At 66.7% G+C, this 24872-nt stretch carries 19 protein-coding genes; 13 read left to right on the top strand and 6 right to left on the bottom strand.

The window, feature by feature from the left end; translation table 11 throughout:
• Positions 1 to 2: 2 nt before the first annotated feature.
• Positions 3 to 1916, bottom strand: coding sequence for a peptidylprolyl isomerase (locus tag VGN82_RS11715; protein WP_327527190.1), 1914 nt, complete (start codon positions 1914 to 1916; stop codon positions 3 to 5).
• A gap of 208 nt (positions 1917 to 2124) precedes the next feature.
• Between VGN82_RS11715 and tpiA the strand changes: the two genes are divergently transcribed.
• The 8 genes from tpiA to VGN82_RS11755 all read left to right on the top strand — a co-directional run bounded on the left by tpiA (position 2125) and on the right by VGN82_RS11755 (position 9006).
• Positions 2125 to 2886, top strand: coding sequence for a triose-phosphate isomerase (gene tpiA, locus VGN82_RS11720; protein WP_327527191.1), 762 nt, complete (start codon positions 2125 to 2127; stop codon positions 2884 to 2886).
• A gap of 190 nt (positions 2887 to 3076) precedes the next feature.
• A complete protein-coding gene (gene secG / locus VGN82_RS11725) occupies positions 3077 to 3487 on the top strand; it encodes a preprotein translocase subunit SecG (RefSeq protein ID WP_327527192.1) in 411 nt (136 codons plus the stop codon).
• Positions 3488 to 3645: 158 nt separating this feature from the next.
• Entirely contained in the window at positions 3646 to 5274 is a 1629-nt protein-coding gene (locus VGN82_RS11730) for a CTP synthase (protein WP_327527193.1), read from the top strand.
• A 60-nt stretch (positions 5275 to 5334) separates the two neighbouring features.
• Entirely contained in the window at positions 5335 to 5757 is a 423-nt protein-coding gene (locus VGN82_RS11735; RefSeq protein ID WP_327527194.1) for a DUF350 domain-containing protein, read from the top strand.
• Between the two features lie 14 nt (positions 5758 to 5771).
• A complete protein-coding gene (locus VGN82_RS11740; protein WP_327527195.1) occupies positions 5772 to 6395 on the top strand; it encodes a DUF1190 domain-containing protein in 624 nt (207 codons plus the stop codon).
• Position 6396: 1 nt separating this feature from the next.
• Positions 6397 to 7566, top strand: coding sequence for a glutathionylspermidine synthase family protein (locus VGN82_RS11745; protein ID WP_327527196.1), 1170 nt, complete (start codon positions 6397 to 6399; stop codon positions 7564 to 7566).
• Between the two features lie 107 nt (positions 7567 to 7673).
• Positions 7674 to 8558 (top strand): VOC family protein, encoded by an 885-nt coding sequence (locus VGN82_RS11750; RefSeq protein ID WP_327527197.1) that lies wholly within the window; start codon positions 7674 to 7676, stop codon positions 8556 to 8558.
• A gap of 43 nt (positions 8559 to 8601) precedes the next feature.
• Positions 8602 to 9006 carry a DUF350 domain-containing protein gene (locus tag VGN82_RS11755; RefSeq protein ID WP_327527198.1) on the top strand — a complete coding sequence of 135 codons (405 nt, stop codon included), beginning with the start codon at positions 8602 to 8604 and terminating at the stop codon, positions 9004 to 9006.
• Between the two features lie 22 nt (positions 9007 to 9028).
• Here VGN82_RS11755 and mdoH read toward each other — a convergent pair whose 3' ends face one another.
• Complete coding sequence (gene mdoH / locus VGN82_RS11760) at positions 9029 to 11212, bottom strand: glucans biosynthesis glucosyltransferase MdoH (RefSeq protein ID WP_327527199.1); 2184 nt, start codon at positions 11210 to 11212, stop codon at positions 9029 to 9031.
• Positions 11200 to 12699: an OpgD/OpgG family glucan biosynthesis protein gene (locus VGN82_RS11765; RefSeq protein ID WP_327527200.1), complete on the bottom strand. Its 1500-nt coding sequence runs from the start codon at positions 12697 to 12699 to the stop codon at positions 11200 to 11202. Before VGN82_RS11765 ends, mdoH begins: the two co-directional genes overlap by 13 nt.
• Positions 12700 to 13050: 351 nt before the next feature.
• Between VGN82_RS11765 and glmU the strand changes: the two genes are divergently transcribed.
• A complete protein-coding gene (glmU, locus tag VGN82_RS11770) occupies positions 13051 to 14415 on the top strand; it encodes a bifunctional UDP-N-acetylglucosamine diphosphorylase/glucosamine-1-phosphate N-acetyltransferase GlmU (protein ID WP_327527353.1) in 1365 nt (454 codons plus the stop codon).
• A gap of 113 nt (positions 14416 to 14528) precedes the next feature.
• The gene (glmS, locus tag VGN82_RS11775; protein WP_327527201.1) at positions 14529 to 16355 is read left to right on the top strand and encodes a glutamine--fructose-6-phosphate transaminase (isomerizing); all 1827 of its coding nucleotides are present in this window, start codon (positions 14529 to 14531) and stop codon (positions 16353 to 16355) included.
• A 30-nt stretch (positions 16356 to 16385) separates the two neighbouring features.
• Here glmS and VGN82_RS11780 read toward each other — a convergent pair whose 3' ends face one another.
• Positions 16386 to 16760, bottom strand: a complete 375-nt coding sequence (locus VGN82_RS11780) for a YbaN family protein (protein WP_327527202.1) — start codon at positions 16758 to 16760, stop codon at positions 16386 to 16388.
• A gap of 205 nt (positions 16761 to 16965) precedes the next feature.
• Here VGN82_RS11780 and VGN82_RS11785 point away from each other — a divergent pair, with 205 nt between their 5' ends.
• Positions 16966 to 17685 carry a DUF502 domain-containing protein gene (locus VGN82_RS11785; RefSeq protein ID WP_327527203.1) on the top strand — a complete coding sequence of 240 codons (720 nt, stop codon included), beginning with the start codon at positions 16966 to 16968 and terminating at the stop codon, positions 17683 to 17685.
• Positions 17686 to 17691: 6 nt separating this feature from the next.
• On the opposite strand, the gene VGN82_RS11790 is transcribed toward VGN82_RS11785, so the two are convergent.
• Entirely contained in the window at positions 17692 to 18531 is an 840-nt protein-coding gene (locus VGN82_RS11790; protein WP_327527204.1) for an AraC family transcriptional regulator, read from the bottom strand.
• A gap of 89 nt (positions 18532 to 18620) precedes the next feature.
• Positions 18621 to 20765, bottom strand: coding sequence for an ATP-dependent DNA helicase RecG (gene recG / locus VGN82_RS11795; protein ID WP_414644276.1), 2145 nt, complete (start codon positions 20763 to 20765; stop codon positions 18621 to 18623).
• A gap of 127 nt (positions 20766 to 20892) precedes the next feature.
• On the opposite strand from recG, the gene VGN82_RS11800 reads away from it, so the two are divergent.
• Both VGN82_RS11800 and mfd read left to right on the top strand, forming a co-directional pair.
• Complete coding sequence (locus VGN82_RS11800) at positions 20893 to 21189, top strand: FAD assembly factor SdhE (RefSeq protein WP_327527206.1); 297 nt, start codon at positions 20893 to 20895, stop codon at positions 21187 to 21189.
• A 115-nt stretch (positions 21190 to 21304) separates the two neighbouring features.
• Positions 21305 to 24853: a transcription-repair coupling factor gene (gene mfd, locus VGN82_RS11805; RefSeq protein ID WP_327527207.1), complete on the top strand. Its 3549-nt coding sequence runs from the start codon at positions 21305 to 21307 to the stop codon at positions 24851 to 24853.
• Positions 24854 to 24872 lie beyond the last annotated feature (19 nt).

The following is a 24872-nucleotide window of genomic DNA, read 5'->3' on the forward strand; positions in this document are numbered from 1 at the left end:
CGTCAGTTCTGCGCGCCGCCGGTGGCGTTGCGGAACGCCGTCTCGTTGATCGAGACGCCGAGCTCTGCCTGACGCACGGCGATGTACTGGGCGAGGATGTCCTCGCTGACGCTGGCACCGAGCTGGCGGGCGAAGTTCTCCGCCTCCTGCGTCGTGCGGGCGTAGCTCGGCACGGTTGCCGCATCGACCCGGAACAGGATGCGCCCGCCGTCGGCCGAGGAGGCTGAATTGCTCTTGCCGGCCACAGTACCGAAGATCAGGCTGATCACGTTGGCGGGCAGTTCGGCGCGCTGCTCCTGGCGGCCGATGCCGCTGGCCTGCTCGACGGTCAGCCCGGCGGAGGCTGCGACCGCGTCAAATGCCTCGCCCTTGTCGAGCCGCTCGACGAGTTCGCGCGCCTTGGCCGAGAGCCGCGTCGCAACCTGGTCGGCGCGCCACTGCGTCTCGACCTGGGACTTGACCTCGTCGAAGGTCTGCTCGCGCGCCGGATCGATCGCCTTCACGTCGTACCAGACATAGCCGGTATCGCGCGGTAGCCGGATCGCCTCGTTGTCGACGCCGACATCGGAACGGAAGATCGCCTGGATGGTGGCATCGCCACCCGGCAGCGCCTGCTCCGTCGTGCCGTCCGCCCGGCGCAGGGCGGGGTCGATTGGCCCGACGCTGCGCAGCGGCAGGTTGAACTCCTTCGCGATCTCGGCGAGCGGCTTGGCGGCGGCGCGCTGGTCCTCGATCTTGTCGTGGATCTCGGTGATGCGGCCCGCAGCGCGGCTGGTGGCGAGTTCCGTCCGCACCTCGGCCGCGACGTCCTCGAAGGCGCGCACACTCTCGGGCTGGATTACGGTGACGCGCAGCAGCACGGGGCCGAAGGCACTGGCCGCCGGCGCGCTGACAGCGCCCTCGGCCAGGGCAAAGGCAGCCTCGCGCACCACCGGATCGAAGACCTGCGGCCGCGTGAAGGTGCCGAGCGTCAGGTCGGCGGCGGCGATATTGCGCGCGGCTGCGATGGCATCGAAGGTCTCGCCGGCCTCGATGCGGGCCTTGGCGGCCTGCGCCTCCTCGGCGTTGGGGAAGGTGATCTGCTGGATCGTGCGGGTCTCGGGCGTGGTGAAGCGCTGCGCCTTGATCTGCTCGTAGCGGGCCTTCGCATCGTCGTTGCCGACCGAGCCGGCATCGGCCAGCGCCTCGGCCGAGATCGCGAGGATGTCGGCGGTGCGCCGCTCCGGCGCGCGGAAAGCGCCTTTGCGCTCATCGAAGAAGGTCTTGAGCTGGGCCTCGGTCGGGGCGGGAATATCGCCCGCGATGCCGGGCGCCATTCGCGCGAAGGTGACGTCGCGGCGCTCGTTGCGCAGGCGATGGCCGAGCTCCTGCAAGGCGCCGGGCGCCTGCACGGCGCCGACGACCATCTCGGCGATCTGCTGGCGCAGGATCGTGGCGCGCTGCTCGCGCACATAGCTCTGCTCGGTGAAGCCGTTCGAGCGCAGCAAATCGTTGAAGCGGGCGGCCGAGAAGTTGCCCGAGGCGTCGCGGAACGTCGGATCGTCGAAGATCAGGTTGCGGATCGTCTCGTCGGAAACCGCAAGCCGCATGCTCTGCGCCGTCTGGTCGAGCACCGATTCCGTGATCAGGCGCGACAGCGCCTGCCGGTCGAGGCCGAGCGCGCGGGCCATCTCGGGCGTGATCTGGCGGCGCTGCTGGCGCGTCAGCGCCTGGACGTCGTTCTGGAAGGCCGTGCGCATCTGCTCGAGGCCGATTTCGGCCTTGCCCACGCGGGCGACGGAGTTGCGACCATAGCCCTGGAAGATGTCGCCGATGCCCCAGATCGCGAAGGAGAGGATCAGGAAGCCGAACATGACGGTGATGATGAGCTTGCCGAGGAAGCTCTGGCCCGCTTTGCGGATGCCCTGCATCATCATGGGGATGTATCTTTCCTTGGGCCTGGCGCGGCGCCGACCTAGCCGCCATCGATTTTGTTCGGCGCTGCTTATAGGAACCGGAGCGCCAAGCCGCAATCACCAGCGCGGATTCGTGTTGGCGTCCCGTCCGGGCGAATGGCTTTTGCGCGAGATTGCGGCCCGGCGCGGGCATTGCTAGACCCGGCGCAGCTTTCTTCGGAGGATCGACGTGACGCGCAGCATCAGGCCGCTGGTGGCCGGCAACTGGAAGATGAACGGGCTGAAGGCCGACCTCGCCATCGCGGCCGAGGTCGCCAAGGGCTATGACGCCGCTTTGAAGGCCGGCGTCGATCTCGCGATCTGCCCGCCCGCCAGCCTGCTTTATCCGGCGAGCGTCGCGCTGGTCGGCTCGCGCATTGCGACCGGCGGCCAGGATTGCAGCACGCAGGCCAGCGGCGCCTTCACCGGCGAGGTCTCGGCCGCGATGCTGGTCGATGCCGGGGCGAACTTCGCGATCGTCGGCCATTCCGAGCGCCGCACCCTGCATGGCGAGACGAACGCGACGGTCAAGGCCAAGGCCGAGGCGGCGCAGAAGGCGCTGCTCGTGCCGATCGTCTGCGTCGGTGAGACGAAGGACGAGCGCGAGGCAGGCAAGGCTCTGGCGGTCGTGAAGAAGCAGCTGCGCGGGTCCGTGCCGGAGGGTTCGACGGCTGCGACGCTTGTCGTCGCTTATGAGCCGGTCTGGGCCATCGGCACCGGCCTGACGCCAACTGCGGCCGATGTCGCCGAAATGCACGAGGCGATCCGCTCCGAGCTCGGCCGCCTGCTCGGCAAGGCAGCTGCTGCCGGCGTCCGGCTGCTCTATGGCGGCTCGGTCAAGCCGTCGAACGCCGCGGAACTGATGAATGTCGCCCATGTCGATGGCGCGCTCGTCGGCGGCGCCAGCCTCAAGGCCGAGGATTTCCTCGCCATCGCACGCGCCTGCACCTGAGATCTCGCGCCGTCGCATCGGCCCCGCGCGAGATCGCACGGGCGGGGTGGTGCGGCCCGCAAACGCGTGCTATGTGCGCCGCCGAGTTCGTTCGCCGGCCTTCGGCGATGACGGACGAAAGGTGCGGGCAGCCCTTGGCGGCGGCGGGCGCCATACCCATTTCGTGAGCCCGTCTCAGTCTGTTGAGAACATGCAGAACGTCATCATCGTCATCCACCTGATCATCGTGGTCGCGCTCGTCGGCGTCGTCTTGCTGCAGCGCTCCGAAGGCGGCGGGCTCGGCATGGGCTCGGGTGGCGGTGGAGCCGGCGGCTTCATGACCGGCCGCGGCCAGGCGAACGCTCTGACGCGGACGACCGCGATTCTCGCGGGGGCGTTCTTCCTGACTTCGATCGTGCTGGCCGTGATGGCCAATCGCGGCCGCGTTCAGCGCTCGATCATCGACGGGGCACCGACGCAGAGTGCACCGGTCACGCCGACCGGCCCGAGCGCTCCCAATGCGGGCGGCGTCTTCGACCAGCTCCAGCGGATGCAGCAGCCGAGCGGAACGCCGCAGCCGCCTACGCCGGGAGCTCCGGCAGCTCCGGCGCCGCAGCAGTGACTTGAGACAGGGCAGGGGCCGGGAAACCGGCCCTTCTCTTTTGTGTGGGGCGCGTTCGCCGGATGGCGGCGCTCTCCTGTGGACAAGCGTGCAGAGCAAGACGGGATTGCACCCTTGGACTTAGCGAATCGAACCCCGTCGCTTAGAGGTGTCCTCCCATGACGCGGTATGTATTCATCACCGGCGGCGTGGTCTCCTCGCTCGGCAAAGGCCTGGCGGCGGCGGCGCTGGCCGCTCTCCTGCAGGCGCGCGGCCACACGGTCCGCCTGCGCAAGCTCGATCCCTACCTCAATGTCGATCCGGGCACGATGAGCCCGTATCAGCATGGCGAGGTCTTCGTGACCGATGACGGGGCCGAGACCGACCTCGATCTCGGCCATTACGAGCGCTTCACCGGCCGGCCCTGCAATAAGGGCGACAACATCACCACCGGCCGCATCTACATGGACATCCTGACCAAGGAGCGCCGCGGCGACTATCTCGGCGCGACGATCCAGGTCGTCCCGCACGTCACCAATGCCATCAAGGAGTTCATCCTCGACGGCAACGAGGACTATGATTTCACCTTGGTCGAGATCGGCGGCACGGTCGGCGACATCGAGAGTCTGCCCTTCCTCGAGGCGATCCGGCAGGTCAACCAGCAACTGCCGCGCGGGCAGTGCATCTTTATCCACCTGACGCTGCTGCCCTACATTCCGACTGCAGGCGAGCTGAAGACCAAGCCGACCCAACATTCGGTCGCCGAGCTGCGCTCGATCGGCATTCAGCCCGACATCCTGCTCTGCCGCACCGACCGCGAGATCCCGCGCGAGGAACGCCGCAAGCTGGCGCTGTTCTGCAATGTCCGCGAGACCGCGGTGATCGAGGCCCGCGACGTCGCCTCGATCTACGATGTGCCGCTGTCCTATCACGCCGAGGGGCTCGACAACGAGGTGCTGGCGGCCTTCGGCATGGATGCCACGGCCGAGCCCGACGTCTCCAACTGGCGGCGCATCTCGGAGCGGGTCAAGAATCCCGAGGGCGAGGTCACCATCGCCATCGTCGGCAAATATACCGGCATGAAGGACGCCTATAAGTCCCTCATCGAGGCCTTGATGCATGGCGGCATCGCCAACCGGGTCAAGGTCAATCTCGACTGGATCGAGTCGGAGGTCTTCGAGAAGGAGGATCCGGCGCCGTTCCTGGAGCATGTCCACGGCATCCTCGTGCCCGGCGGCTTCGGCCATCGCGGCGCCGAGGGCAAGATCAAGGCGGCGACCTTTGCCAGGCAGCGCAAGGTGCCGTATTTCGGCATCTGCTTCGGCATGCAGATGGCGGTGATCGAGGGCGCTCGCTCGCTCGCCGGGATCACGGAGGCGAATTCCACCGAATTCGGCCCGACTGACGAACCCGTCGTCGGCCTGATGACCGAATGGCTGCGCGGCAACGAGCTCGAACAGCGCGCTGCCGACGGCAATCTCGGCGGCACGATGCGGCTCGGCGCCTACGCCTCGACGCTTCAGCCGGGCTCCAAGATCGCAAAGATCTACGGCACGACCGAGATCTCCGAGCGCCATCGTCACCGCTACGAGGTGAACATGGGCTATCGCGACCGGCTGGAGGCACAGGGCATGAGCTTCTGCGGGCTTTCGCCGGACGGGCTGCTGCCGGAGACGATCGAGTATCCCGACCATCCCTGGTTCATCGGCGTGCAGTATCACCCCGAGCTGAAGTCGCGTCCCTTCGAGCCGCATCCGCTGTTTGCGAGCTTCGTCGAGGCGGCGGTGGTGCAGAGCCGGCTGGTGTGAGCCCGCTGCGGCGCCTCTGGCATTGCGCCGCAACTGACGTATAGTGACCCTGCATTTGAGATGCAGGGGGCGCGCGGCGGCATGGCGATCTCGATGGCGGGGCTGCCCGCATTCCTGCTCTACTTCGCCCTCGGCGTCGCACTGATTGCCTGTTTCACCGCCGTCTATCTCCGCCTCACGGCGCATGACGAGCTCGCGCTGATCCGGGGTGGCAACCTGTCGGCCGCCGTCGCGCTCGGTGGCAATACGGCCGGCTTCTCGATCCCGCTCGAAAAGGCGATCGCCCAGGCCAGCAGCATCCCGGACCTCGTGCTCTGGGCGCTGGCCGCGATGATCATCCAGTTCGGGGCGTATGGGCTGGCGCGCGTCTTGATCCCGGAACTTTCGCGCAAGATCGAGGAGGACCGCCTGCCTTCAGCCGCGATCCTCGCGGTGATCGCCATCATCTCCGGAACCCTGGCGGCAGCCAGCATGACGGCCTGATAGGGGAGGCGGCGATGAAGCGCTCGACCCAGATCGGACTTGCGGCGGCGGGGGTCGTGCTTGTCGCGACGATATGGGCGAGTTCGGGTTCGGATGACGAGGAGAGCCTCGTCTACAACAACCTCGCCGAATGCCGCGCCGGTGGCCAGCTCTCGTCGAGCCAGTGCGAGCAGCGCTTCAACGAGGCCTCGGCCAGTCATCTGCGCGACGCCAAAAAGTTCACCAGCACCAGCGCCTGTGAGGCCGAATACGGCTCGGGCTCCTGCCAGAGCGCGGTCTGGAACGGAGCGCAGGTCATCGTTCCGGCGCTGGCCGGCTTCATGCTGGCGCGCAGCCTGACCCAGGGCGGCGGCGCTGCGCAACCACTGCTGCCGCCGACGCGGCAGGCCTGCCCGCCCGGCAGCCCGGCGCAGGAATGCCAGCAGGCGCGTTCCTCGTCATCGAGCAGCGGAAGCGGCGGCTATGGCGGAAGCAGCCGCAGTTCCTCCTCGTCATCGTCGCGCGCCTATTCGACGACCTCCGGCGCGGCGCTGGTGGCGCGCAGCGGCACCGTCAGCGGAACCAGCAGCGCGACGACAGTCTCTCGCGGCGGCTTCGGGTCGACCTCGCGCTCCTACTCCTCCTCGTCCTCGTCCTGACATGCGCCGGGTTTCGCTTCCCCCGCGTCCCGACTGGCAGGATCAGGTCGAACGCCTCGGCTTCGCCTTCCACACCATCGACGGCGAGACCTACTGGGACGAGAGCGCGGCCTATGCCTTTACGCTCGAGCAGATCGAGCGCGACATCGAGGCGCCAACCGACGCGATCGAGCAGCTCTGCTTCGCCTTCATCGAGAAGGCGATCGGCGACGACGAGATCCTGAGCCGGCTCGCTATACCCGACGGGCAGTGGGATTTCATTCGCTCGAGCTGGCAGAACGGCGAGCGCAATCTCTATGGCCGGCTCGACCTCGCCTATGATGGTCGCGGGCCGGCCAAGCTGCTGGAATACAACGCGGATACGCCGACCGGGCTGTTCGAATCGAGCGTCGTGCAATGGGACTGGCTCGAGCAGGCGATGGCGCGCGGCGCGCTGCCTCCGGGATGCGATCAGTTCAATTCGCTGCATGAGCGGCTGATCGGGGCTTTCGCCCATCTGCGCTCGCCTTCGCCCTACCGCCTGCATCTGACCTGCGTCCAGAACAGCAACGAGGACAAGGGCACCGTCGACTACCTGATGGACTGCGCCGTTCAAGCCGGGCTCGATGCGCGCTTCACCTTCATCGAGGAGATCGGCCTGCTCTCGGACGGGCGTTTCTGCGACGGTGCCAACCAGCCGATCGAGACCCTGTTCAAGCTCTATCCCTGGGAGTGGCTGTTCCGCGAGAGCTACGCCAAGAATCTCGCGACTTCGCGTTGCCAGTTCATCGAACCGCCCTGGAAGGCCATCCTCTCGAACAAGGGTCTGCTCGCCTGTCTTTGGGAGATGGAGGCGGGCCATCCCAACCTGCTGCCGGCCTTCTTCGAGGGCGACCCGCGCTGCGCCGGCCTGTCGCCGCGCCATGTGCGCAAGCCACTCTATTCGCGCGAGGGCGCCAATGTCACCCTGATCGAGCGCGGCAAGGTTCTGGACAGCGATGACGGCCCCTATGGCGCGGAGGGCTTCATCCTGCAGGACGCGGCGCAGAACCTGTTCGGCTCGCCCGGGAACTATGCCGTGCTGGGCTCCTGGCTCGTCGCCTCCCAAGCCTGCGGGCTCTGCATCCGCGAGGATGCCTCGCCGATCACCAAGAACACCTCGCGCTTCGTGCCGCATTACATCGAAGCATGATCGGCAGCATATCTCAGTGTGATCGGCGCCGGCCGCGACGGGCATGACCCGCTCCCGCCGACCTGCTAGACCTAAGGGCCCGAGCCTGCCGCAAGCGAGCAAAGCCCATGCCTGACACCGCCATCACCTCTACCCCTCGTGGCCTCGACCATCTCGTCATCGGCGTCCGCGATCTCGATGCCGCCGGCGCCTTCTATGAGAAGCTCGGCTTCACCGTCGGCGCCCGCAACCGTCATCCCTGGGGCACTGAGAACCGGATCGTCCAGTTTCCCGGCTCCTTCCTCGAACTGATCACCATCGCTGACGTCGCCGCGATCACGCCGCCTACTCCACGCGTCTTCTCCTTCGGCAGCTTCGTCCGCGAGGCGCTGGAGCGCGGCGAGGGGCTGTCGATGCTGGTGCTGGAAAGCACCGATGCGAAGGCGGATGCCGCGGCCTTCCAGGCGGCCGGGATCGGCGATTTCGAGCCGTTCTTCTTCGAGCGCAAGGCGCGGCGTCCCGATGGCAGCGAGGTGCGCGTCGCCTTCTCGCTGGCCTTCGCGGCGGACCCGCTGGCGCCGGAATGCGGCTTCTTCGTCTGCCAGCAACATGAGCCGCAGAACTTCTGGAACCCGGCCTTCCAGCAGCACGCCAATGGCGCGAGCGCCCTAACCTCGGCGATCATCGTCACCGACGATCCGTCCGCGCACCGCGAGTTCCTGAGCGCCTATGCCGGTTTCCCAGAGGTGCTGGAGGGGAATGCCGATCTCGTCCTCGACCTGCCGCGCGGGCGCATCGACGTGCTCGACTTCGAGGCGGCCGAGGCGATCTATCACGTCGCGCCGGACCCGACGCCGGCGCGCTTCCTGGGCTTCTGCGTGGCCGTGCCGGACCTCGATGCGGTGGCGAGCAGGCTGGAGGCGGCCGGCGTGGCGCATGCTCGCGGCGACGAACGCGTCGTCGTGCCAGCCGAGGCGGCGCTCGGCTGCATCATTGCTTTCGAGCAGGCTTGAGGGTCAGGATCGGCGTGATCGGCGCAGGGGATTCGGAACGAGAATGATCACGCAGGCCTTGTTGAAGCTTCCGGATTTCGTCCTGTTCTTTTCGGTGTCGCTGGGCCTGGTCGGCATCTACCTGCTGATCTACACGGTGGCGACCTCGCATAACGAGTTCGGCCTGATCCGGCAGAACAACATCGCAGCGGCGCTTTCGCTGGGCCTGAGCCTGACCGGCTTCGCTCTGCCGCTGTCCAGCGCGGTGGTGCATGCCAACACCATTCCCGACCTGGTGATCTGGGGCATCGTCGCGATCGTCGTTCAACTGATCGTCTATGTGCTGGTCAGGATCGTTCTGCCCAACCTGTCGCAGCGCATTGCGGCGGGCGAGCTGGCGGCGGCGCTGTTTCTCGGCGCCGCGTCACTCGCCGCCGGCGTCATCAACGCTGCGGCGATGAGCTTCTGACGAGCGCCCGAGGCGCCCGTCCTCACTCGGCCGTACGACCAGCCGGCAGGGACGCCAGCAGCGCGACCAGCGCCCGGTCGTGCAGCACGACCATGCGCTCCTTCGGCTTCAGCCAGATCGCGGCGTCGTCGATCGTCTCGGCATCGACCAGCTTGGCCTGGGCCAGGGCGCGGTCGGCCTCGATCTCGCCGCGGCGGCGCGGCTGGTTTTCCGGCAGCATCAGTTCGTGCGCCTCGCGCAGCGCCGGGTCGGCGTGCAGCGCCCGCAAGCCGTCGGCATCGTCGTAGCCGGCCGTGTCGAACTCCTCCTGGAGCGCGTTCGCGCGCAGGGCAACCGCCGGCGGATCGCCTTCCTCCGGCGTAAAGAGGAGCTTGCGCCGCTTGAGCCAGAGCCCGATCGCGAGCTGGCCGGACGCCCAGGAGAGCGGGATCGCCAGCACGAGGCCGACGATGGTGGGCGACATCCAGGCGAACAGCGACGTCGCGATCATGAAGGCGGAGATGCCTGCGACGATCCCGAGCACCGTATGGGTGCGGTGCCGGCGGATGATGTCCTTCAGTGGGATCGAGCCGTCGTCGCGGCGCTGCGGATTCCAGCCGGTGTCGCGGCCGAGCAGGATCTGGAACACCGAACCCGACTGGATCAGCATCATGATCGGCGCGAAGAAGGCCGAGAACAGCACCTCGATCAGCGCTGAGACGATCAAACGGATCGCTCCGCCGCCGGCGCGGCGTAGCTTGGTGTTGAACAGCGTCAGCAGCAGCCCGAACAGCTTCGGCGCCAGCAGGATCGCCATCGTCAGGGCGAACAGGTTCAAGGCGCGCTCGGGGTCGAAACGCGGCCAGACCGGGAAGAGCGTGAATTCCTGGGTGAAGTACTCCGGCCGCGCATAGCTGACCTGGAGGACGATCAGGATACCGACCACGAGCTGCATCAGCCAGAAGGGAGAGGCGAGATAGCCCATGATGCCGGTGGCAAAATGCTGGCGCGTCGGCAGGACGAAGCCCTTGGCGCCGATGATGCGCGAGTGCTGAAGGTTGCCCTGGCACCAGCGCCGGTCGCGCACCGAGACGTCGATCAGCGAGGGCGGGCTTTCCTCATAGGAGCCGGTCAGGTCCGGCAGCATGTAGACCGACCAGCCGGCGCGGCGGATCAGCGCCGCCTCGACGAAATCATGGCTGAGCACATGGCCGCCGAAGGGCGGCTTGCCCTTGAGGTCGGGCAGGCCGCAATGATCGGCGAAGGCCCTCGTCCGGATGATGGCGTTATGGCCCCAGTAGTTGCCGTCGCGACCGGACCACATCGCCAGCCCCGTCGCGATGACGGGTCCATAGACCCGCGCCGCGAATTGCTGGAGCCGGGCGAAGAAGGTGTTGCGGTTGATGATCAGCGGCAGCGACTGGATGATGCCGGAATCCGGATCCTGTTCCATCGCCGAGGCGAGGCGCACGATGCAGGTGCCGGTCATCAGGCTGTCGGCGTCGAGCACCACCATATGCTCGTAATGCCCGCCCCAGCGGGTCACGAAATCGGCGATGTTGCCGGCCTTGCGATGATGGTTCTTGGGCCTGTGGCGATAATAGACCCGCGCGTCCGGGCCCAGTCGCTGGCGCAGCGCCAGGAAAGCGCGCTCCTCGGCGATCCAGACATCCGGATTCGTGGTGTCCGACACGATGAAATAGTCGAAATGGCTACCCAGGTCGGTGGCCTCGACCGATTCGCGGATCGCAGCCAGAGCCGCAAAGGTGCGCGCCGAGGACTCGTTGTAGATCGGCATCACCACAACGGTGCGGTGCTTCAGCGACTCGACGCGTCCCGAGAAGCCCTTGTTGAAGAGCAGGCCGAAGAAGCCGAGCACGGCGCTGCTGAAGGCGAGCGCGATCCAGGAGAAGTTGATCGTGAACAGCACGAGCAAGACGTACTGCAGCGAGGTCGTGCGGCTGACCGACACGACATTGTACATTTCCCAGGCGCCATAGGCGGTCAGCGCCAGACCGCCGCCGAAGACGAAGAGCCGTTTCAGCCAGGGCGTCTTCCAGGCTTGGGGCACGACCGGCTTGCGCCGGTCCGACGCATTCCATCTGCGGAAGGACTGGACCGGCATGACGAGCCGGTTCTCAGGCGGTGTCGCCGGCTCCTGACTCGCAACATAGGGCTGTGCCTGCACAGCGGCCTCGCCGGGGCGGGGCGCGGTTACCACGTCCATCGATTCAACCAGGTTTCCGAAACCGGCTGACCGCCGGATTGTAGCACGAGCCTGAGCTCGCATAGGTTTTCCGTGCCCGGATCGACCTCGAACCCGACCCGCATCAGCTTGCGCTCCGGAAAGGGCCAGAGCCGGATGTTGTGGATCTGGCCGGGTTGCGTCGTGATGTTGGCGCGGGTCGAGGCGACGATGCCGGCATCGGCCAGCTTGTCACCGGTGAAGTCGACGATGAAGCGGCGGCGCCGTCCCTGCGACCCGCGTCCCTGGCGGACGCGGGTCGCGAGCGCGAGAGGGGGGCGCTCCGGCGGTTGCCAGCACCAGGCCTGCCGATAGGCGACCACCGTCTCGCTGCCTGGCGCGAGCGGCTGGCGCGGACGCCAGTACATGATGATGTTGTCGTTCACGTCGGATTCGCTGGGAATCTCGATGAGCTGGACCGAACCCGCGCCCCAATCGCCGAGAGGCTCCATCCAGACGCTCGGCCGCAGCTCGAAGCGCTGGTCGTCATCCATGAAGGCCGCGGGGTCGCGCTCGCGCTGAACCAGGCCGAAACCCTTCGGATTGCCGTCCATAAAGGACGAGACCTGGAGCGTCGCCGGATTGCTGACCGGCCGGTAGATCCATTCGTCGGTGCCCGAGCGCATCTGCACGCCGGAGACCTCATGCACCGCCGGACGGACGTCGTCGAATGTGCGCCGGCTCTGCGGCCCCGAAAGGAAGGTGCCCATGGTGCAGCCGAAGCCGATATGGTCGAGCGCTTGTCGCGCGAACAGCGTCATCTCGACGTCGATCAGCGTGACGTCGCCGGGGCGCAGCGTCATCCGGACGGCACCGGTCAGGCTTTCGGAATCGAGCAGCGCGTGGATGACCAGCAGGCCGGAGGCTGGGCTCGGCCGCTCGACCCAGAAGGCGCGGAAAAACGGAATCTCCTCGCCGCGCGTCTCGCCCGGCCGCAGGATCAGTGCGCGGGCGAGGGCGCCGAAATTCTGTCCACGGGCGAGCGAACGGAAGAAGGTCGCACCCTGGAACATCGCGACCTCGAAGGGGCGTTCGAGTCCGGTCGCGATCCGCATGCCGGAGAACTGCAGGTCGACATTCGCCGGCGGCGGCGTGACCCGGCCATAGTCGAACTTGCTGCGGTCGAAGGCGACGCGCCGGACCGTGCCGTCCTCGATGGTGAAAAGGCTCACCGGGTTCGAGAAGACATAGCCGCGATGCAGTGGTTCGAGCGTAAAGCCGCGATTCTCGCCGGCCCAGACCAAGCTTCCGGGCTGGGCCCTGATTCCCGAATACTGATCGAAGGGCAGGGTGGCGTATCCATCCGGCAGATCAGTCGTGACGAGCGGCACGAGCGGACGTTGCGCGAGCGCGCGGGCCGCGTCCACGACGAGCGCGGGATCGAATGTCTTGCCCTCGAACAGGAAGAACTGGTTGATGGCTGCGGCCGGCGACTGCGCCTGGGCACGCGCGGCGCCCGCGGCAAGCAAAGAAGCAGCTGCGGCTCCGCCGGAACCTTCGAGAAACTGCCGACGATTCAAAGGTTTCGACATTATATCCAACATGCGCGGGCGAGGGCCTCGCCTATCCGCGCTTCTAGAGCATTTCCCGGTGACCTGAAAAGCGGCAGTGTCAGCATTTTGTAGTCTATGTTCTGTCTCCTTGCCGGATGATTTCCGCCGCGTGACGCCGGTGGCGATATCGACTTTGGCAAATGCCGGCGGGATCGGCTATCCACGGCACCAGCAACGCCACCATGCGTCGGACCGACCGACAGCGTCCGCGAACGGAACCGCGCGGCCGGTCATTCGCCGCAAAGGGAAACGATAATCATGACCGAAATGCAGCCCGGCCGTTCCTGCCTCGCGATTCTGCTCGCTGCGGGTGAGGGCACGCGGATGAAATCGGCCCGGCCCAAGGTGCTGCACGAAGTCGGCGGCCGCTCCCTGCTCGGACATGTGCTGACCTCGCTCGCCCAGGCGGGCGCCGACGCCGTCGTCGTCGTTGCCGGCCCGGAGCGCCCGGAAGTCGCAAGAGAGGCGCAGGCGGTCTTGCCCGGCGTGGAAATCGCGCTCCAGACCGAGCGGCTCGGAACGGCCCATGCCGCGTTGGCGGCGCGCGCCGCGCTCGCGAAGGGCTATGACGACGTCATCGTTACCTTTGCCGACACGCCGCTGCTGCGGCCGGAAACCTTCGGCGCATTGCGCGCCGAGCTGGCAAAGGGCTCGGCTGTCGTCGCCCTGGGTTTCGAAGCCCGTGACCCGAACGGCTATGGCAGGCTCGTCACGCGCGACGGCGTCCTCGAAGCCGTCGTCGAGCACAAGGACGCCACGCCGGAGCAACGCGAGATCACGCTGTGCAATGCCGGGATGATGGCGCTCGACGGGCACCAGGCCCTGTCGCTGCTGGAAGCGATCGGCAACGACAATGCGCAGTCCGAATTCTACCTGACGGACGCTGTCGCGCTCGCCCGGTCGCGCAACCTCACGACGAGTGCGCTCGTGGCGCCCGAAAGCGAGGTCCAGGGAATCAATGACCGCATCCAGCTGGCGTCGGCGGAGGCCGAATTCCAGCGCCGCAAGCGGCTCGATGTCATGGCCGAGGGCGCGACGCTGATCGCGCCCGAGACCGTCTTCTTCAGCCACGACACGCGCATCGGCCGCGATGTGCTGATCGAACCGCATGTCGTCTTCGGCTCCGGCGTGAGCGTCGCCGACGGTGCCGTGATCCACGCCTTCTCGCATCTCGAGGGCGCTGCCATCGGTCAAGGAGCATTGGTCGGCCCCTATGCGCGGCTGCGCCCGGGCGCCTCGCTCGGAGCCAAGGCGAAGGTCGGCAACTTCGTCGAGATCAAGGCGGCGGAGATCGGCGCCGGCGCCAAGGTCAACCACCTGACCTATGTCGGCGACGCGACCGTTGGAGCCGACGCCAACATCGGAGCAGGAACGATCACCTGCAATTACGACGGATTCTTCAAGTACCGTACCAATATCGGTGCGGGCGCCTTCGTCGGCTCGAATTCCTCCCTCGTCGCCCCCATCACGATCGGGGCCGGCGCCTTTGTCGCCTCCGGCTCGGTGGTGACGGAGGATGTCGCGCCCGACGCGCTTGCGGTCGGCCGCGGCCGCCAGGTCGCCAAGGAGGGATGGGCCAAGGGCTTCCGCGAGGCTTCGCTGGCGCGCAAGGCCGCGGCGAAGAAGCCCTGAGCGGCGGCATTCGCGCAAGGCGCCTTTCATAGTTCGACATTTAGATTGATTTTGCTTGGCAGCGCCGGGCCGCTATGCGGTTTGCCGACGGCAACGGCTGAAGAGGTTTACGCATGTGCGGCATCGTCGGGATTCTGGGCAAGGAAGCGGTCGCGACGCAGGTGGTCGAGGCGCTGCGGCGGCTCGAATATCGCGGCTATGACTCGGCCGGCGTCGCCACGCTGGAGCGTGGCGTGCTCACCCGTCGTCGCGCTGAGGGGAAGCTCAAGAATCTCGAAGTCCGCCTCTCCAGCGAACCGCTCGAAGGCCTGATCGGAATCGGCCACACGCGCTGGGCGACGCATGGCAAGCCCAACGAGACCAACGCCCACCCGCATGCGACGGCCAAGCTGGCCGTCGTCCATAACGGCATCATCGAGAATTTCCGCGAGCTGCGCGCCGAATTGCAGGCGGATGGCTATGTCTTCGCGACCGAAACCGACACGGAAATCGTCGCCCATCTCGTCACCCGCGAGCTCGATCGCGGCGCCAAACCCGTCGATGCGGTGGCGGCCAGCCTGCCGGTGCTGCGCGGCGCCTTCGCGCTCGCCTTCCTGTTCGAGGGCGAGGAGGATCTGCTGATCGGCGCACGCAAGGGGTCGCCGCTCGCGGTCGGCGTCGGCGATGGCGAGATGTATCTCGGCTCGGATGCGCTGGCGCTCGCACCCTTCACCGATCTCATCGCCTATCTGGAGGAGGGGGACTGGGTCGTCCTCAACCGCAAGGGCGCGACCTTCTACGACAAGGCCAACAACCAGGTGCAGCGCCGCGCCCAACGTGTCGCGGCCGGCGCCTTCCTCGTCGAGAAGGGCAACCATCGCCATTTCATGGCGAAGGAGATCTACGAGCAGCCCGAGGTGGTCGGCCACACGCTGACGCAGTATCTCGACATGGCCTCCGGCAGCGTTCGCCTGCCGTTCGAGGGGGCGGTTGACTGGAAGTCGCTGTCGCGCCTGTCGGTCTCAGCCTGTGGCACGGCCTATTATGCCGGACTGACGGCGAAATACTGGTTTGAGAAACTGGCCCGGCTGCCGGTCGAGATCGATGTCGCCTCCGAGTTCCGCTACCGCGAGGCGCCGCTGCCCGAGAACGGGCTGGCGCTCTTCGTCTCGCAATCGGGTGAGACGGCCGACACGCTCGCCTGCCTGCGTTACGCCAGGCAGGAGCAGCAGAAGGTGCTGTCCGTCGTCAATGTGGCGACATCGACGATCGCGCGCGAAAGCGATGCCGTCGCCCCGACACTTGCCGGACCCGAAATCGGCGTCGCCTCGACCAAGGCCTTCACCTGCCAGCTCACCGCGCTGGCCAGCCTCGCCCTGGCGGCGGCGCGCGGACGCGGCACGCTTTCGCAGGAGGAAGAGGCTCGCCATGTCCAGAGCCTGATCGCCCTGCCGGGGCTGATCGCCCAGGCGCTGGAACTCGAGCCACAGATCGAGAAGCTCGCCCGCGAACTCTCCAAGGCTCGAGACGTGCTTTATCTCGGCCGCGGCACGAGCTTCCCGCTGGCGCTGGAAGGCGCGTTGAAGCTGAAGGAAATCAGCTACATCCACGCCGAGGGATATCCGGCGGGCGAGCTCAAGCACGGCCCGATCGCTTTGATCGACGAGGCGATGCCCGTCATCGTCATCGCGCCGCATGACGCGCTGTTCGAGAAGACGGCCTCGAACATGCAGGAGGTCGCCGCGCGCGGCGGTCGGATCATCCTGATCACCGACGCGAAGGGCGCGGCCGAATGCGGCATCGTCCCGGAAGCGACGATCATCATGCCCGACATGGACCCGACCTTCGCGGCCATCGCCTATGCGGTGCCGATCCAGATGATCGCCTACCAGACGGCGGTTTTCATGGGCAAGGACGTCGACCAGCCGCGCAACCTTGCGAAATCCGTCACCGTGGAATGACGCGCTCCCGGCGCGCATTCCCGTACCGGGTCACGCTTCCGGGCGGCTCGCGACATAGATGCCCGCCGCGACCAGGCAGGCGCCGCTGATCCACAGTGCGATCGGTGGCGCCGAGGTCCGGGTCAGGATCGCGAAGCTCAGCAGCATCGAGCCGCAAGCGATGAATTTGACCCGGCGCGCGATCGATCCGGTTGCGCGCCAACGCCGAACCTGCGGGCCAAGCTGAGGGTGGCCGAGCAGCCAGGCCTCGAATCGTGGCGAGGACTGCGAGAAGCACCACGCCGCAGCGATCAGGAAAATCGTTCCCGGCATCAGCGGCAGGATCAGGCCGATCACACCGATCGCCGTGAAGATCCAGCCGGCCACGAAGAACAGTGGACGGCGAAACTTTCGAACGCCGCGCATCATTACCCGTTTGCCCTGCCGATTCGTCCACGTTTTCACTGCTGTGCAAACGAAAGCACCATGTCCGCGAGCCCCGCAAGCCGCTGCTGACCGCGTCGTCCTTGAAATTGGTCCGGGCGACTGGCACGTCTGTCGCATCCTGGTCGTGAAGACCGCTCGCCCGCGGCAAGTCATATCGGACCTCTTGCCATATCGGACCCCTTGAATGACGCCGAGCCCGCCTGATCCACGCCTCGTCATCCAGCCTGATCTGCTGAGCCCGAGCTTCGGCACCCGGCTGAGACGCTATTTCCTGACAGGTCTCGTCATCGCGGCGCCGCTGGCGATCACCGCCTCGGTGACATGGTGGTTCGTCAATTTCGTCGATGGTCTGGTGAAGCCGCTGGTTCCGACGCCCTACTGGCCGGACGCCTATCTGCCCTATCCGGTGCCCGGTTTCGGCCTCATCATCGTGTTGATCGGGTTGACGCTGCTCGGCTTCCTCACCGCCAATCTCGTCGGTCGCTCACTGATCCACGCCGGCGAGGCGCTGCTCGACCGGATGCCGGTGGTGCGCGGCCTCTACAAGGGCGTGAAACAGGTCTTCGAGACGATCTTCTCGCAATCGGGCACCTCCTTCCGGAAGGTCGGCATGGTGCAGTTCCCGCAGCCCGGCATGTGGTCAATCGTCTTCATCGCGCAGGAGGCTGCCCCGGAGATCGCCGGCAAGCTGCCTGATGGCGACGAGCAGATCGGCGTCTTCCTGCCTTGCACGCCGAACCCGACGACCGGCTTCTTCTTCTACCTGCCGCGTCGCGAGGTCGTGCAGCTTGCGATCTCGGTCGAGGACGGAGCCAAGCTGATCATGTCGGCCGGGCTGATCCAGCCCGGCGATCCCGCGCTCAAGGCGAAGAACGGGAGCGAGATTCCGGCCCCCGTCGCCTGAGAAGGCTCAGGCTTTGATCGGAATCCAGATCTCGACCTCGCCGTTGCCGCTCTGCGGATCGAAGCGCTCGTCATAGCGCTCGTAGCAGGGGCCTTCCGACAGGCTGTGTCCCGATTTCGGTAGCCAATCCCGGAAGATCGTGTCGAAGCTCGCCTTGATCGCGCTGATATGCTCGCGATGGGTGAAAACGGCATAGCTCTGGGCCGGAATCCGCACGCGCGCGAAGTCATCGGGCAGGCCATCGAAGTCCCTGACCTCGGTGCCGGCAATGTAGTCGAAGGCGCCGCTGTCGTCGGCATTCGTGCAGACGCCATAGCTCGTCATTCCGCCGAGCTGCCCGGGCACGTGCCCGATATGCGGCACGAAACGCTGCCAGAGCGAAGGAATGCCGGCGGTGCTCGTCTCATAGGTGAAATGGCCGCCGATACCGGCGACGAGGAAGCTCTTGCCCTCGACAAAGCGCGGCGCGGCGAGGGGGCGGGTCGGCATGCTGGTCATGAGGATAGGCTCCACGAGGTTGAGGCCTTCGAGATCGCCCCTGTCACGCAATTGCTCGGGTGTGATGCCGAACTGATCACGGAAGGCGCGGGTGAATGCCTCGTGGGAGCCATAGCCCCAGTCGAGCGCGACCGAGAGGATGTCCGGTGCGCCGTCTGCCAGCCTGCGGGCCGCTTCGGTCAGTCGGCGGCCGCGCACATAGCGCATGACGGACTGGCCGGTCGCTACACCGAAGGCCCGGCAGAGATGGAAACGCGAAATGCCGCCCACCTCCGCGATCTCGTCGAGCGAGATCCCCGAAGCGAAACGGCTCTCGACACACCAGATGGCTCTTGCGACCGGGTCCATGGGCTTCTCACAAAGGCATGGGCGGGACCCTGATCGATGCTCCCGACCGCCGCTTGATCGCGCTTGCTGTCGGCTGCCGGACGCTGAGATCACCCCGCCCGCAGCAGCCTGATGGCGACGTCGCGCTCGAACAGATAGAGCAGGGTCCTGACCGCTTCGCCGCGCGGGCTCTCGAGATGCGGATCGCGCTCGATCAGGAGCCGCGCATCGTCGCGCGCTGCGGCCAGCAGATCGCCATCGACCTCGGGACGCGCGATGCGCCAGTCCGGCGAACCGGATTGCTTGGTGCCCAGGACTTCGCCCTCGCCACGCAGCCGGAGATCCTCCTCGGCGATGCGGAAGCCATCCTCCGTCTCGCGCATGATCGTCAGCCGCGCCTCGGCGACGGGCCCGAGCGGACCCTTGTAGAGCAGGAGGCAGGTCGAGGCGGCCGAACCGCGCCCGATACGTCCGCGCAGCTGATGCAGCTGTGCCAGTCCGAAGCGTTCGGCGTGCTCGATGACCATCACGCTGGCATTGGGCACGTCGACGCCGACCTCGATCACAGTGGTCGAGACCAGGATTCGGGTCTCGCCGGCGAGGAAGGCGGCCATCGCCGCGTCCTTGTCGCGCCCCGGCATCTGGCCGTGCAGCAGGCCGACCTTGGCACCGAAGCTCTCCCGCAGGGCGTCATAGCGCTCCTGCGCGGCCGCGACGTCGAGCGTGTCGGATTCCTGCACCAGCGGGCAGACCCAGTAGACCTGGGCGCCGCCATCGACCGCGCGCCCGACAGCGCCGACGACTTCGTCGAGACGCTCTGACGAGATCGCCTTCGTCGCGATCGGCTTGCGGCCTGCAGGCTTCTCCGAAAGCACGGAGATGTCCATGTCGCCGAACCAGGTCAGCGAGAGCGTGCGCGGGATCGGCGTCGCCGTCATCACCAGCACATCCACGGCCTCGCCCTTGGATCCCAGCAGCAGGCGCTGATGCACTCCGAAGCGATGCTGCTCGTCGACGATGGCGAGTGCGAGGTCACGGAAGGCGACGCCCTCCTGGAACAGCGCATGAGTGCCGACCGCGATGTCGATCTCGCCGCTCGCGAGACCTTCGAGCACGCGTGCGCGACCCGCTCCCTTCTCGCGGCCGGTGAGGAGAGCGAGCTTGAGCCCGGCCCTCGCGGCCAGCGGCTCCAGCCGCTCGGCATGCTGGCGCGCCAGGATCTCGGTCGGCGCCATCAGCACGGACTGGCGCCCGGCTTCGGCGGCCGCGGCCATTGCCATCAGCGCAACCACCGTCTTGCCCGAGCCGACATCGCCTTGGAGGAGGCGCAGCATTCGCTCGGGCTTCTCCATGTCGGCATGGATGTCGGACAGTGCCTGCTTCTGGCCGTCGGTGAGCCTGAAGGGCAGGGCGCTTTCGAGCGTGCGCCGGAGCCTGCCGTCGCCGGCCGTGGCACGACCCGCGATCTTCTTCTGCTGGCGGCGCACGAGCGCGAGCGCGATCTGGCTCGCCAGCAGCTCGTCATAGCCTACGCGCCGCCTGACGATCGTGTCGCCTTCGACCGCCTTGATGTCGGGCGGGTGATGCAGGCTCTGCATCGCTTCGGCGAAGGAGGGAAAGCCGCTCTTGGTCAGGAACGCCGGGTCCTGCCATTCCGCGAGGTCCGGGCATTTCTCGGCGGCAGCGGCCGCGATGCGCGTCATCACGCGTGGGCCGACGCCTTCGGTCATGCCGTAGACGGGTTCGATCGCAGGCATGCTCGCCGCCTGCTTCGGGTCGAGGATGCGGTCGGGATGCACCATCTGGCGCATGCCTTCCCAGAGCTCGAGCTTGCCGGAGATGACGCGGTAGGCGCCGATCGGCATCGTCTGCAGCAAATGCCTGACATCGGCATGGAAGAAGACGAGCGTGACGTCGCCGGTCTCGTCTTCGACGATGATGCGATAGGGCGCCTTCGCCTTGCCGGGCGGGGCCGGACGATGCTCGCTCACTTGCGCCGAAAAGGTCGCGACGCCGCCCACCGTCGCATCTGCGATCGAGGGGCTCGGCCGTCGGTCGATCGCGCCCGTCGGCAGATGAAACAGCAGGTCGACGACGCGTGCGCCCCGGGTTTCGTCGCCGAGCAGCTTGTCGAGCGCCTTGGCCGTCTTGGGGCCGACGCCGGAAAGCGACGTCACGGGGGCGAAGAGCGGATCGAGCAGGGAGGGGCGCAAACAGTCACCAACGCTTGTCAGGAGTGCGAAGATTGCCGCCATCCGGCCGCTGACTTCGCGGTATGCGAGGGCTATATAGCCTGCATCGGCAGGCTCCGCGACGGGGCCGGCCCTATTGTCATTGCACCATCCCGTGGTTTCCAATCCGACCGAGGTGTCCGGAGGTTTCATGAGTGGCTCGTCCCGAACCAGCGCCGATCTCGATCCGCGCCGGCGCAAGATTCTGTTTCGCTCCTGGCATCGCGGCATGCGCGAGAACGACCTGATCATGGGTGGTTTCGCCGATGCGCATATCGGGACGCTGAGCGAGGCCGAGCTCGACGAGTTCGAGCGCCTGATCGAAGTGCTGGACCGCGACCTGCTGAGCTGGATCACCGGTGAGGCGCAAGTGCCGTCGAACTACGACACCGAACTGTTCCGGCGGCTCAAGGCGTTCCACCATCATGAGAAGCCGATTCACGTTTGAAACGGAGAGGCGCCGGTGGCGTTCCCGTCATGGTCGGGTTTGAACCGACCATCTTTGACCAGATGACCGACGATCCCGAGATTCTCGGGACAAGCCCGAGAATGACGCTTTCCCTATGAGCATCCCGCCTCCCGCCCAGATCGCGAAACTCCAGAGCGACCGCATCCTCGACGCGCTCAAGCGCGGCGACAAGCCGACGCTCGCATCGGTTCCGGACGGCTTCGATGCCGTCGTGCTCGCGGATCTGACACGTGCCCGGGCGAAAAAGGCCGAAGGCGCCGCCATGCTCGTCTTCGTCGCACGCGACGGACAGCGTCTGCAGGTCCTGGAGAACGCGCTGCAGTTCATCGCGCCCGATCTCGAGGTGGTGTCCTTCCCGGCCTGGGATTGCCAGCCCTATGACCGGGTCTCGCCGGCCCCCTCGATCGTCGCGCATCGCATGACGACGCTGTCGCGGCTCGCCAAGACCAAGTCGGGCGACAGGCCGCGCCTGCTGCTGACCACCGTCAACGCTGCGCTCCAGCGTGTGCCGGCTTTCGCCAAGGTCGCGTCCGAGAGTTTCTCGGCTGCTCCGGGCAACATGGTCGATACCGAGCAGCTGGCTCGCTGGCTCGACATGAACGGCTACCTGCGCACCTCGACGGTGCGCGAGACCGGCGAGTTCGCCGTGCGTGGCGGCATCGTCGACCTGTTCCCGCCGGGCATGCCGGCACCGATCCGGCTCGATTTCTTCGGCGACACGCTGGAATCGATCCGCACCTTCGATCCGGAGACGCAGCGCACAACGGGACAATTGCGTGGCCTCGACCTCGTGCCGATGTCCGAGGCGCAGATGACGAGCGAGAGCATCAAGCGCTTTCGCCAAAGCTACATCACCACCTTCGGCACGCCGGGTCGCGACGACACGCTCTATGAAGCCGTCAGCGAAGGCCGCCGGCCGGCCGGCCTCGAACACTGGCTGCCGCTGCTGGCCGAGCATCTGGACACGCTCTTCACCTATCTGCCCGACGTGCCGCTGGTGCTCGATCACCAGGCCGAGGACGCCGTCGGCGAACGCATCAGCCTGATCAAGGACTATTACGACGCCCGCAAGGCGGCGATGGACCAGCCCAGCGCCGGTGGCATTCCCTACAAGCCACTGAAGCCCGACGCGCTCTATCTCTCGTCCGCCGACTGGCGTGGTGTCATCGACCAGTCGGGCGTCGCATCGCTGACGCCTTTCCAGCTGCCCGACAGCGACGGCAAGCTGATCATCGATCTCGGCGCGCGGCAGGGTCGCAGCTTCGCCGCCGAGCGCGCCGACAATGCCGGCAGCGTCTTCGACGCGGCGGTGGCGCATGTGAAGGCGCTCGAGAAGGACGGCAAGCGTGTCATCCTGTCGGCCTGGTCGGAGGGGTCGCGGGAACGCCTCGCCCATGTGCTGGCCGATCACGGCCTCAAGACCGTGCAGATGACCGGCTCGCTGCGCGCGGCGTTCGATCTCAAGCCCGGCACCACGGCACTTGCCGTCTGGGGCTTCGAGACCGGTTTCGAGGCCGGCAAGCTCGCCGTCATCGGTGAGCAGGACATCCTCGGCGACCGTCTGGTGCGGCCCCGCAAGAAGACACGCCGGCCGCAGGACTTCATCGCCGAATTGTCCTCGCTGTCGCCCGGAGATCTCGTCGTCCATGTCGACCACGGCATCGGTCGTTTCGTCGGGCTGAAGTCGATCGCAGCGGCAGGCGCGCCGCATGACTGCCTCGAGATCCACTATGCCGGCGAGACCAAGCTGTTCCTGCCGGTCGAGAACATCGAATTGCTCTCGCGCTACGGCTCGGAGGACACCGAAGTCGCGCTCGACAAGCTCGGCGGCGGCGGCTGGCAGGCGCGCAAGGCCAAGCTCAAGCAGCGCATCCGCGAGATGGCGGGCAAGCTGATCCAGATCGCGGCAGCGCGCGCCCTCAAGGAAGCGCCACGGCTGGTCCCGCCGGAAGGGGTCTATGACGAGTTCCGTGCCCGGTTCCCCTATGAGGAGACGGAAGACCAGCAGAACACGATCGACGCCGTGCTCGACGATCTCGCGGCCGGGCGGCCGATGGACCGGCTTGTCTGCGGCGATGTCGGCTTCGGCAAGACAGAGGTCGCGCTGCGCGCCGCCTTCGCCTGCGCGCTCAACGGCAAGCAGGTCGCGGTCGTGGTGCCGACGACGCTGCTGGCGCGCCAGCATTATCGCAACTTCGCCGAGCGTTTCAAAGGCTTGCCGGTCAATGTCGGCCAGGCCTCGCGCTTCGTCGGTGCGGCCGATCTGAAGGCTGTCAAGCAGGGCGCCAAGGACGGCACGATGGATATCGTCGTCGGCACCCATGCGCTGCTCGGCAAGGGCGTCGAGTTCAAGGATCTCGGGCTCGTCATCGTCGACGAGGAGCAGCATTTCGGCGTCGCCCACAAGGAGAGGCTGAAGGAGTTCCGCGCCGAGGTGCACATGCTGACGCTCTCGGCGACGCCGATCCCGCGCACGCTTCAGCTCGCCATGACCGGAGTGCGCGAGCTCTCGATCATCGCGACGCCGCCGGTCGACCGGCTCGCCGTGCGCACCTTCGTCACGCCCTTCGATCCGCTAATCGTGCGCGAGGCGCTGCTGCGCGAACGCTATCGCGGCGGACGCAGCTTCTATGTCGTGCCGCGCATCGAGGACATCGCCGACGTCAAGGACTTCCTCGACAAGCAGGTGCCCGAATGCAAGGTCGGCATCGCTCACGGACAAATGGCAGCCGGCACGCTCGAGGACGTGATGACCGCCTTCTATGAGGGGCAGTACGACGTGCTGCTCTCGACGACGATCGTCGAGTCCGGGCTGGACATCCCGACCGCCAACACGCTGATTGTCCACCGTGCCGACATGTTCGGCCTCGCCCAGCTCTACCAGCTGCGTGGCCGCGTCGGCCGTTCGAAGGTGCGCGCCTACGCGCTCTTCACGATGCCGGCCAACCGCAAGCTGACGGAGCAGGCCGACCGCCGCCTGAAGGTGCTGCAGTCGCTCGACACGCTCGGCGCCGGATTCCAGCTCGCCAGCCACGATCTCGACATCCGCGGTGCGGGCAACCTGCTCGGCGACGAGCAGTCCGGCCATATCAAGGAGGTCGGCTACGAGCTCTACCAGCAGATGCTCGAAGAGGCGGTCGCTGCGCTCAAGGCCGGTGTCGAGTTCGAAACCGAGACGCAATGGTCGCCGGCGATCCAGATCGGTGCTCCGGTGATGATCCCCGAGCACTACATCGCCGACCTGACGCTACGGCTGACGCTCTACAAGCGGCTTTCGACCATGGATGACGACGCCGAGATCCAATCCTTCGGCGCCGAACTGGTCGACCGCTTCGGCCCGTTGCCCGAGGAGGTCCAGCAGCTGCTCGAGATCGTCGCGATCAAGGCGCTCTGCAAGCGCGCCAATGTCGAGAAGGTCGAGGCCGGGCCCAAGGGCATCATCGTTGCCTTCCGCGGCAATGAATTCGCCAATCCCGAAGGACTGGTCTCCTATGTCGCGAAGCAGGGGACGCTGGCGAAGGTACGGCCCGACATGCGGGTCGTCTTCATCGACGATTTCGAGACGGCGGAAGCGCGCCTCAAGGGAACGCGCCGACTTCTGACCGACCTGGCGCGGATCGCGGAGCGCAAGAAGGCAGCCTGAGAAGAGGTGCAGCCGGCGC

The organism is Allobosea sp. (assembly GCF_035999205.1).
GTDB lineage: Bacteria > Pseudomonadota > Alphaproteobacteria > Rhizobiales > Beijerinckiaceae > Allobosea.

Excerpts from the sequence above, each read along its gene's own strand:
- VGN82_RS11790 (WP_327527204.1), bottom strand. The coding sequence starts at position 18,531 with ATGGACCCGGTCGCAAGAGCCATCTGGTGTGTCGAGAGCCGTTTCGCT.
- glmS (WP_327527201.1), top strand. The coding sequence starts at position 14,529 with ATGTGCGGCATCGTCGGGATTCTGGGCAAGGAAGCGGTCGCGACGCAG.
- VGN82_RS11780 (WP_327527202.1), bottom strand. The coding sequence starts at position 16,760 with ATGCGCGGCGTTCGAAAGTTTCGCCGTCCACTGTTCTTCGTGGCCGGC.
- VGN82_RS11750 (WP_327527197.1), top strand. The coding sequence starts at position 7,674 with ATGCCTGACACCGCCATCACCTCTACCCCTCGTGGCCTCGACCATCTC.
- VGN82_RS11735 (WP_327527194.1), top strand. The coding sequence starts at position 5,335 with ATGCAGGGGGCGCGCGGCGGCATGGCGATCTCGATGGCGGGGCTGCCC.
- VGN82_RS11730 (WP_327527193.1), top strand. The coding sequence starts at position 3,646 with ATGACGCGGTATGTATTCATCACCGGCGGCGTGGTCTCCTCGCTCGGC.
- mfd (WP_327527207.1), top strand. The coding sequence starts at position 21,305 with ATGAGCATCCCGCCTCCCGCCCAGATCGCGAAACTCCAGAGCGACCGC.
- VGN82_RS11715 (WP_327527190.1), bottom strand. The coding sequence starts at position 1,916 with ATGATGATGCAGGGCATCCGCAAAGCGGGCCAGAGCTTCCTCGGCAAG.
- VGN82_RS11745 (WP_327527196.1), top strand. The coding sequence starts at position 6,397 with ATGCGCCGGGTTTCGCTTCCCCCGCGTCCCGACTGGCAGGATCAGGTC.
- VGN82_RS11740 (WP_327527195.1), top strand. The coding sequence starts at position 5,772 with ATGAAGCGCTCGACCCAGATCGGACTTGCGGCGGCGGGGGTCGTGCTT.
- VGN82_RS11755 (WP_327527198.1), top strand. The coding sequence starts at position 8,602 with ATGATCACGCAGGCCTTGTTGAAGCTTCCGGATTTCGTCCTGTTCTTT.
- mdoH (WP_327527199.1), bottom strand. The coding sequence starts at position 11,212 with ATGGACGTGGTAACCGCGCCCCGCCCCGGCGAGGCCGCTGTGCAGGCA.
- secG (WP_327527192.1), top strand. The coding sequence starts at position 3,077 with ATGCAGAACGTCATCATCGTCATCCACCTGATCATCGTGGTCGCGCTC.
- glmU (WP_327527353.1), top strand. The coding sequence starts at position 13,051 with ATGCAGCCCGGCCGTTCCTGCCTCGCGATTCTGCTCGCTGCGGGTGAG.
- recG (WP_414644276.1), bottom strand. The coding sequence starts at position 20,765 with ATGGCGGCAATCTTCGCACTCCTGACAAGCGTTGGTGACTGTTTGCGC.
- VGN82_RS11785 (WP_327527203.1), top strand. The coding sequence starts at position 16,966 with ATGACGCCGAGCCCGCCTGATCCACGCCTCGTCATCCAGCCTGATCTG.
- VGN82_RS11800 (WP_327527206.1), top strand. The coding sequence starts at position 20,893 with ATGAGTGGCTCGTCCCGAACCAGCGCCGATCTCGATCCGCGCCGGCGC.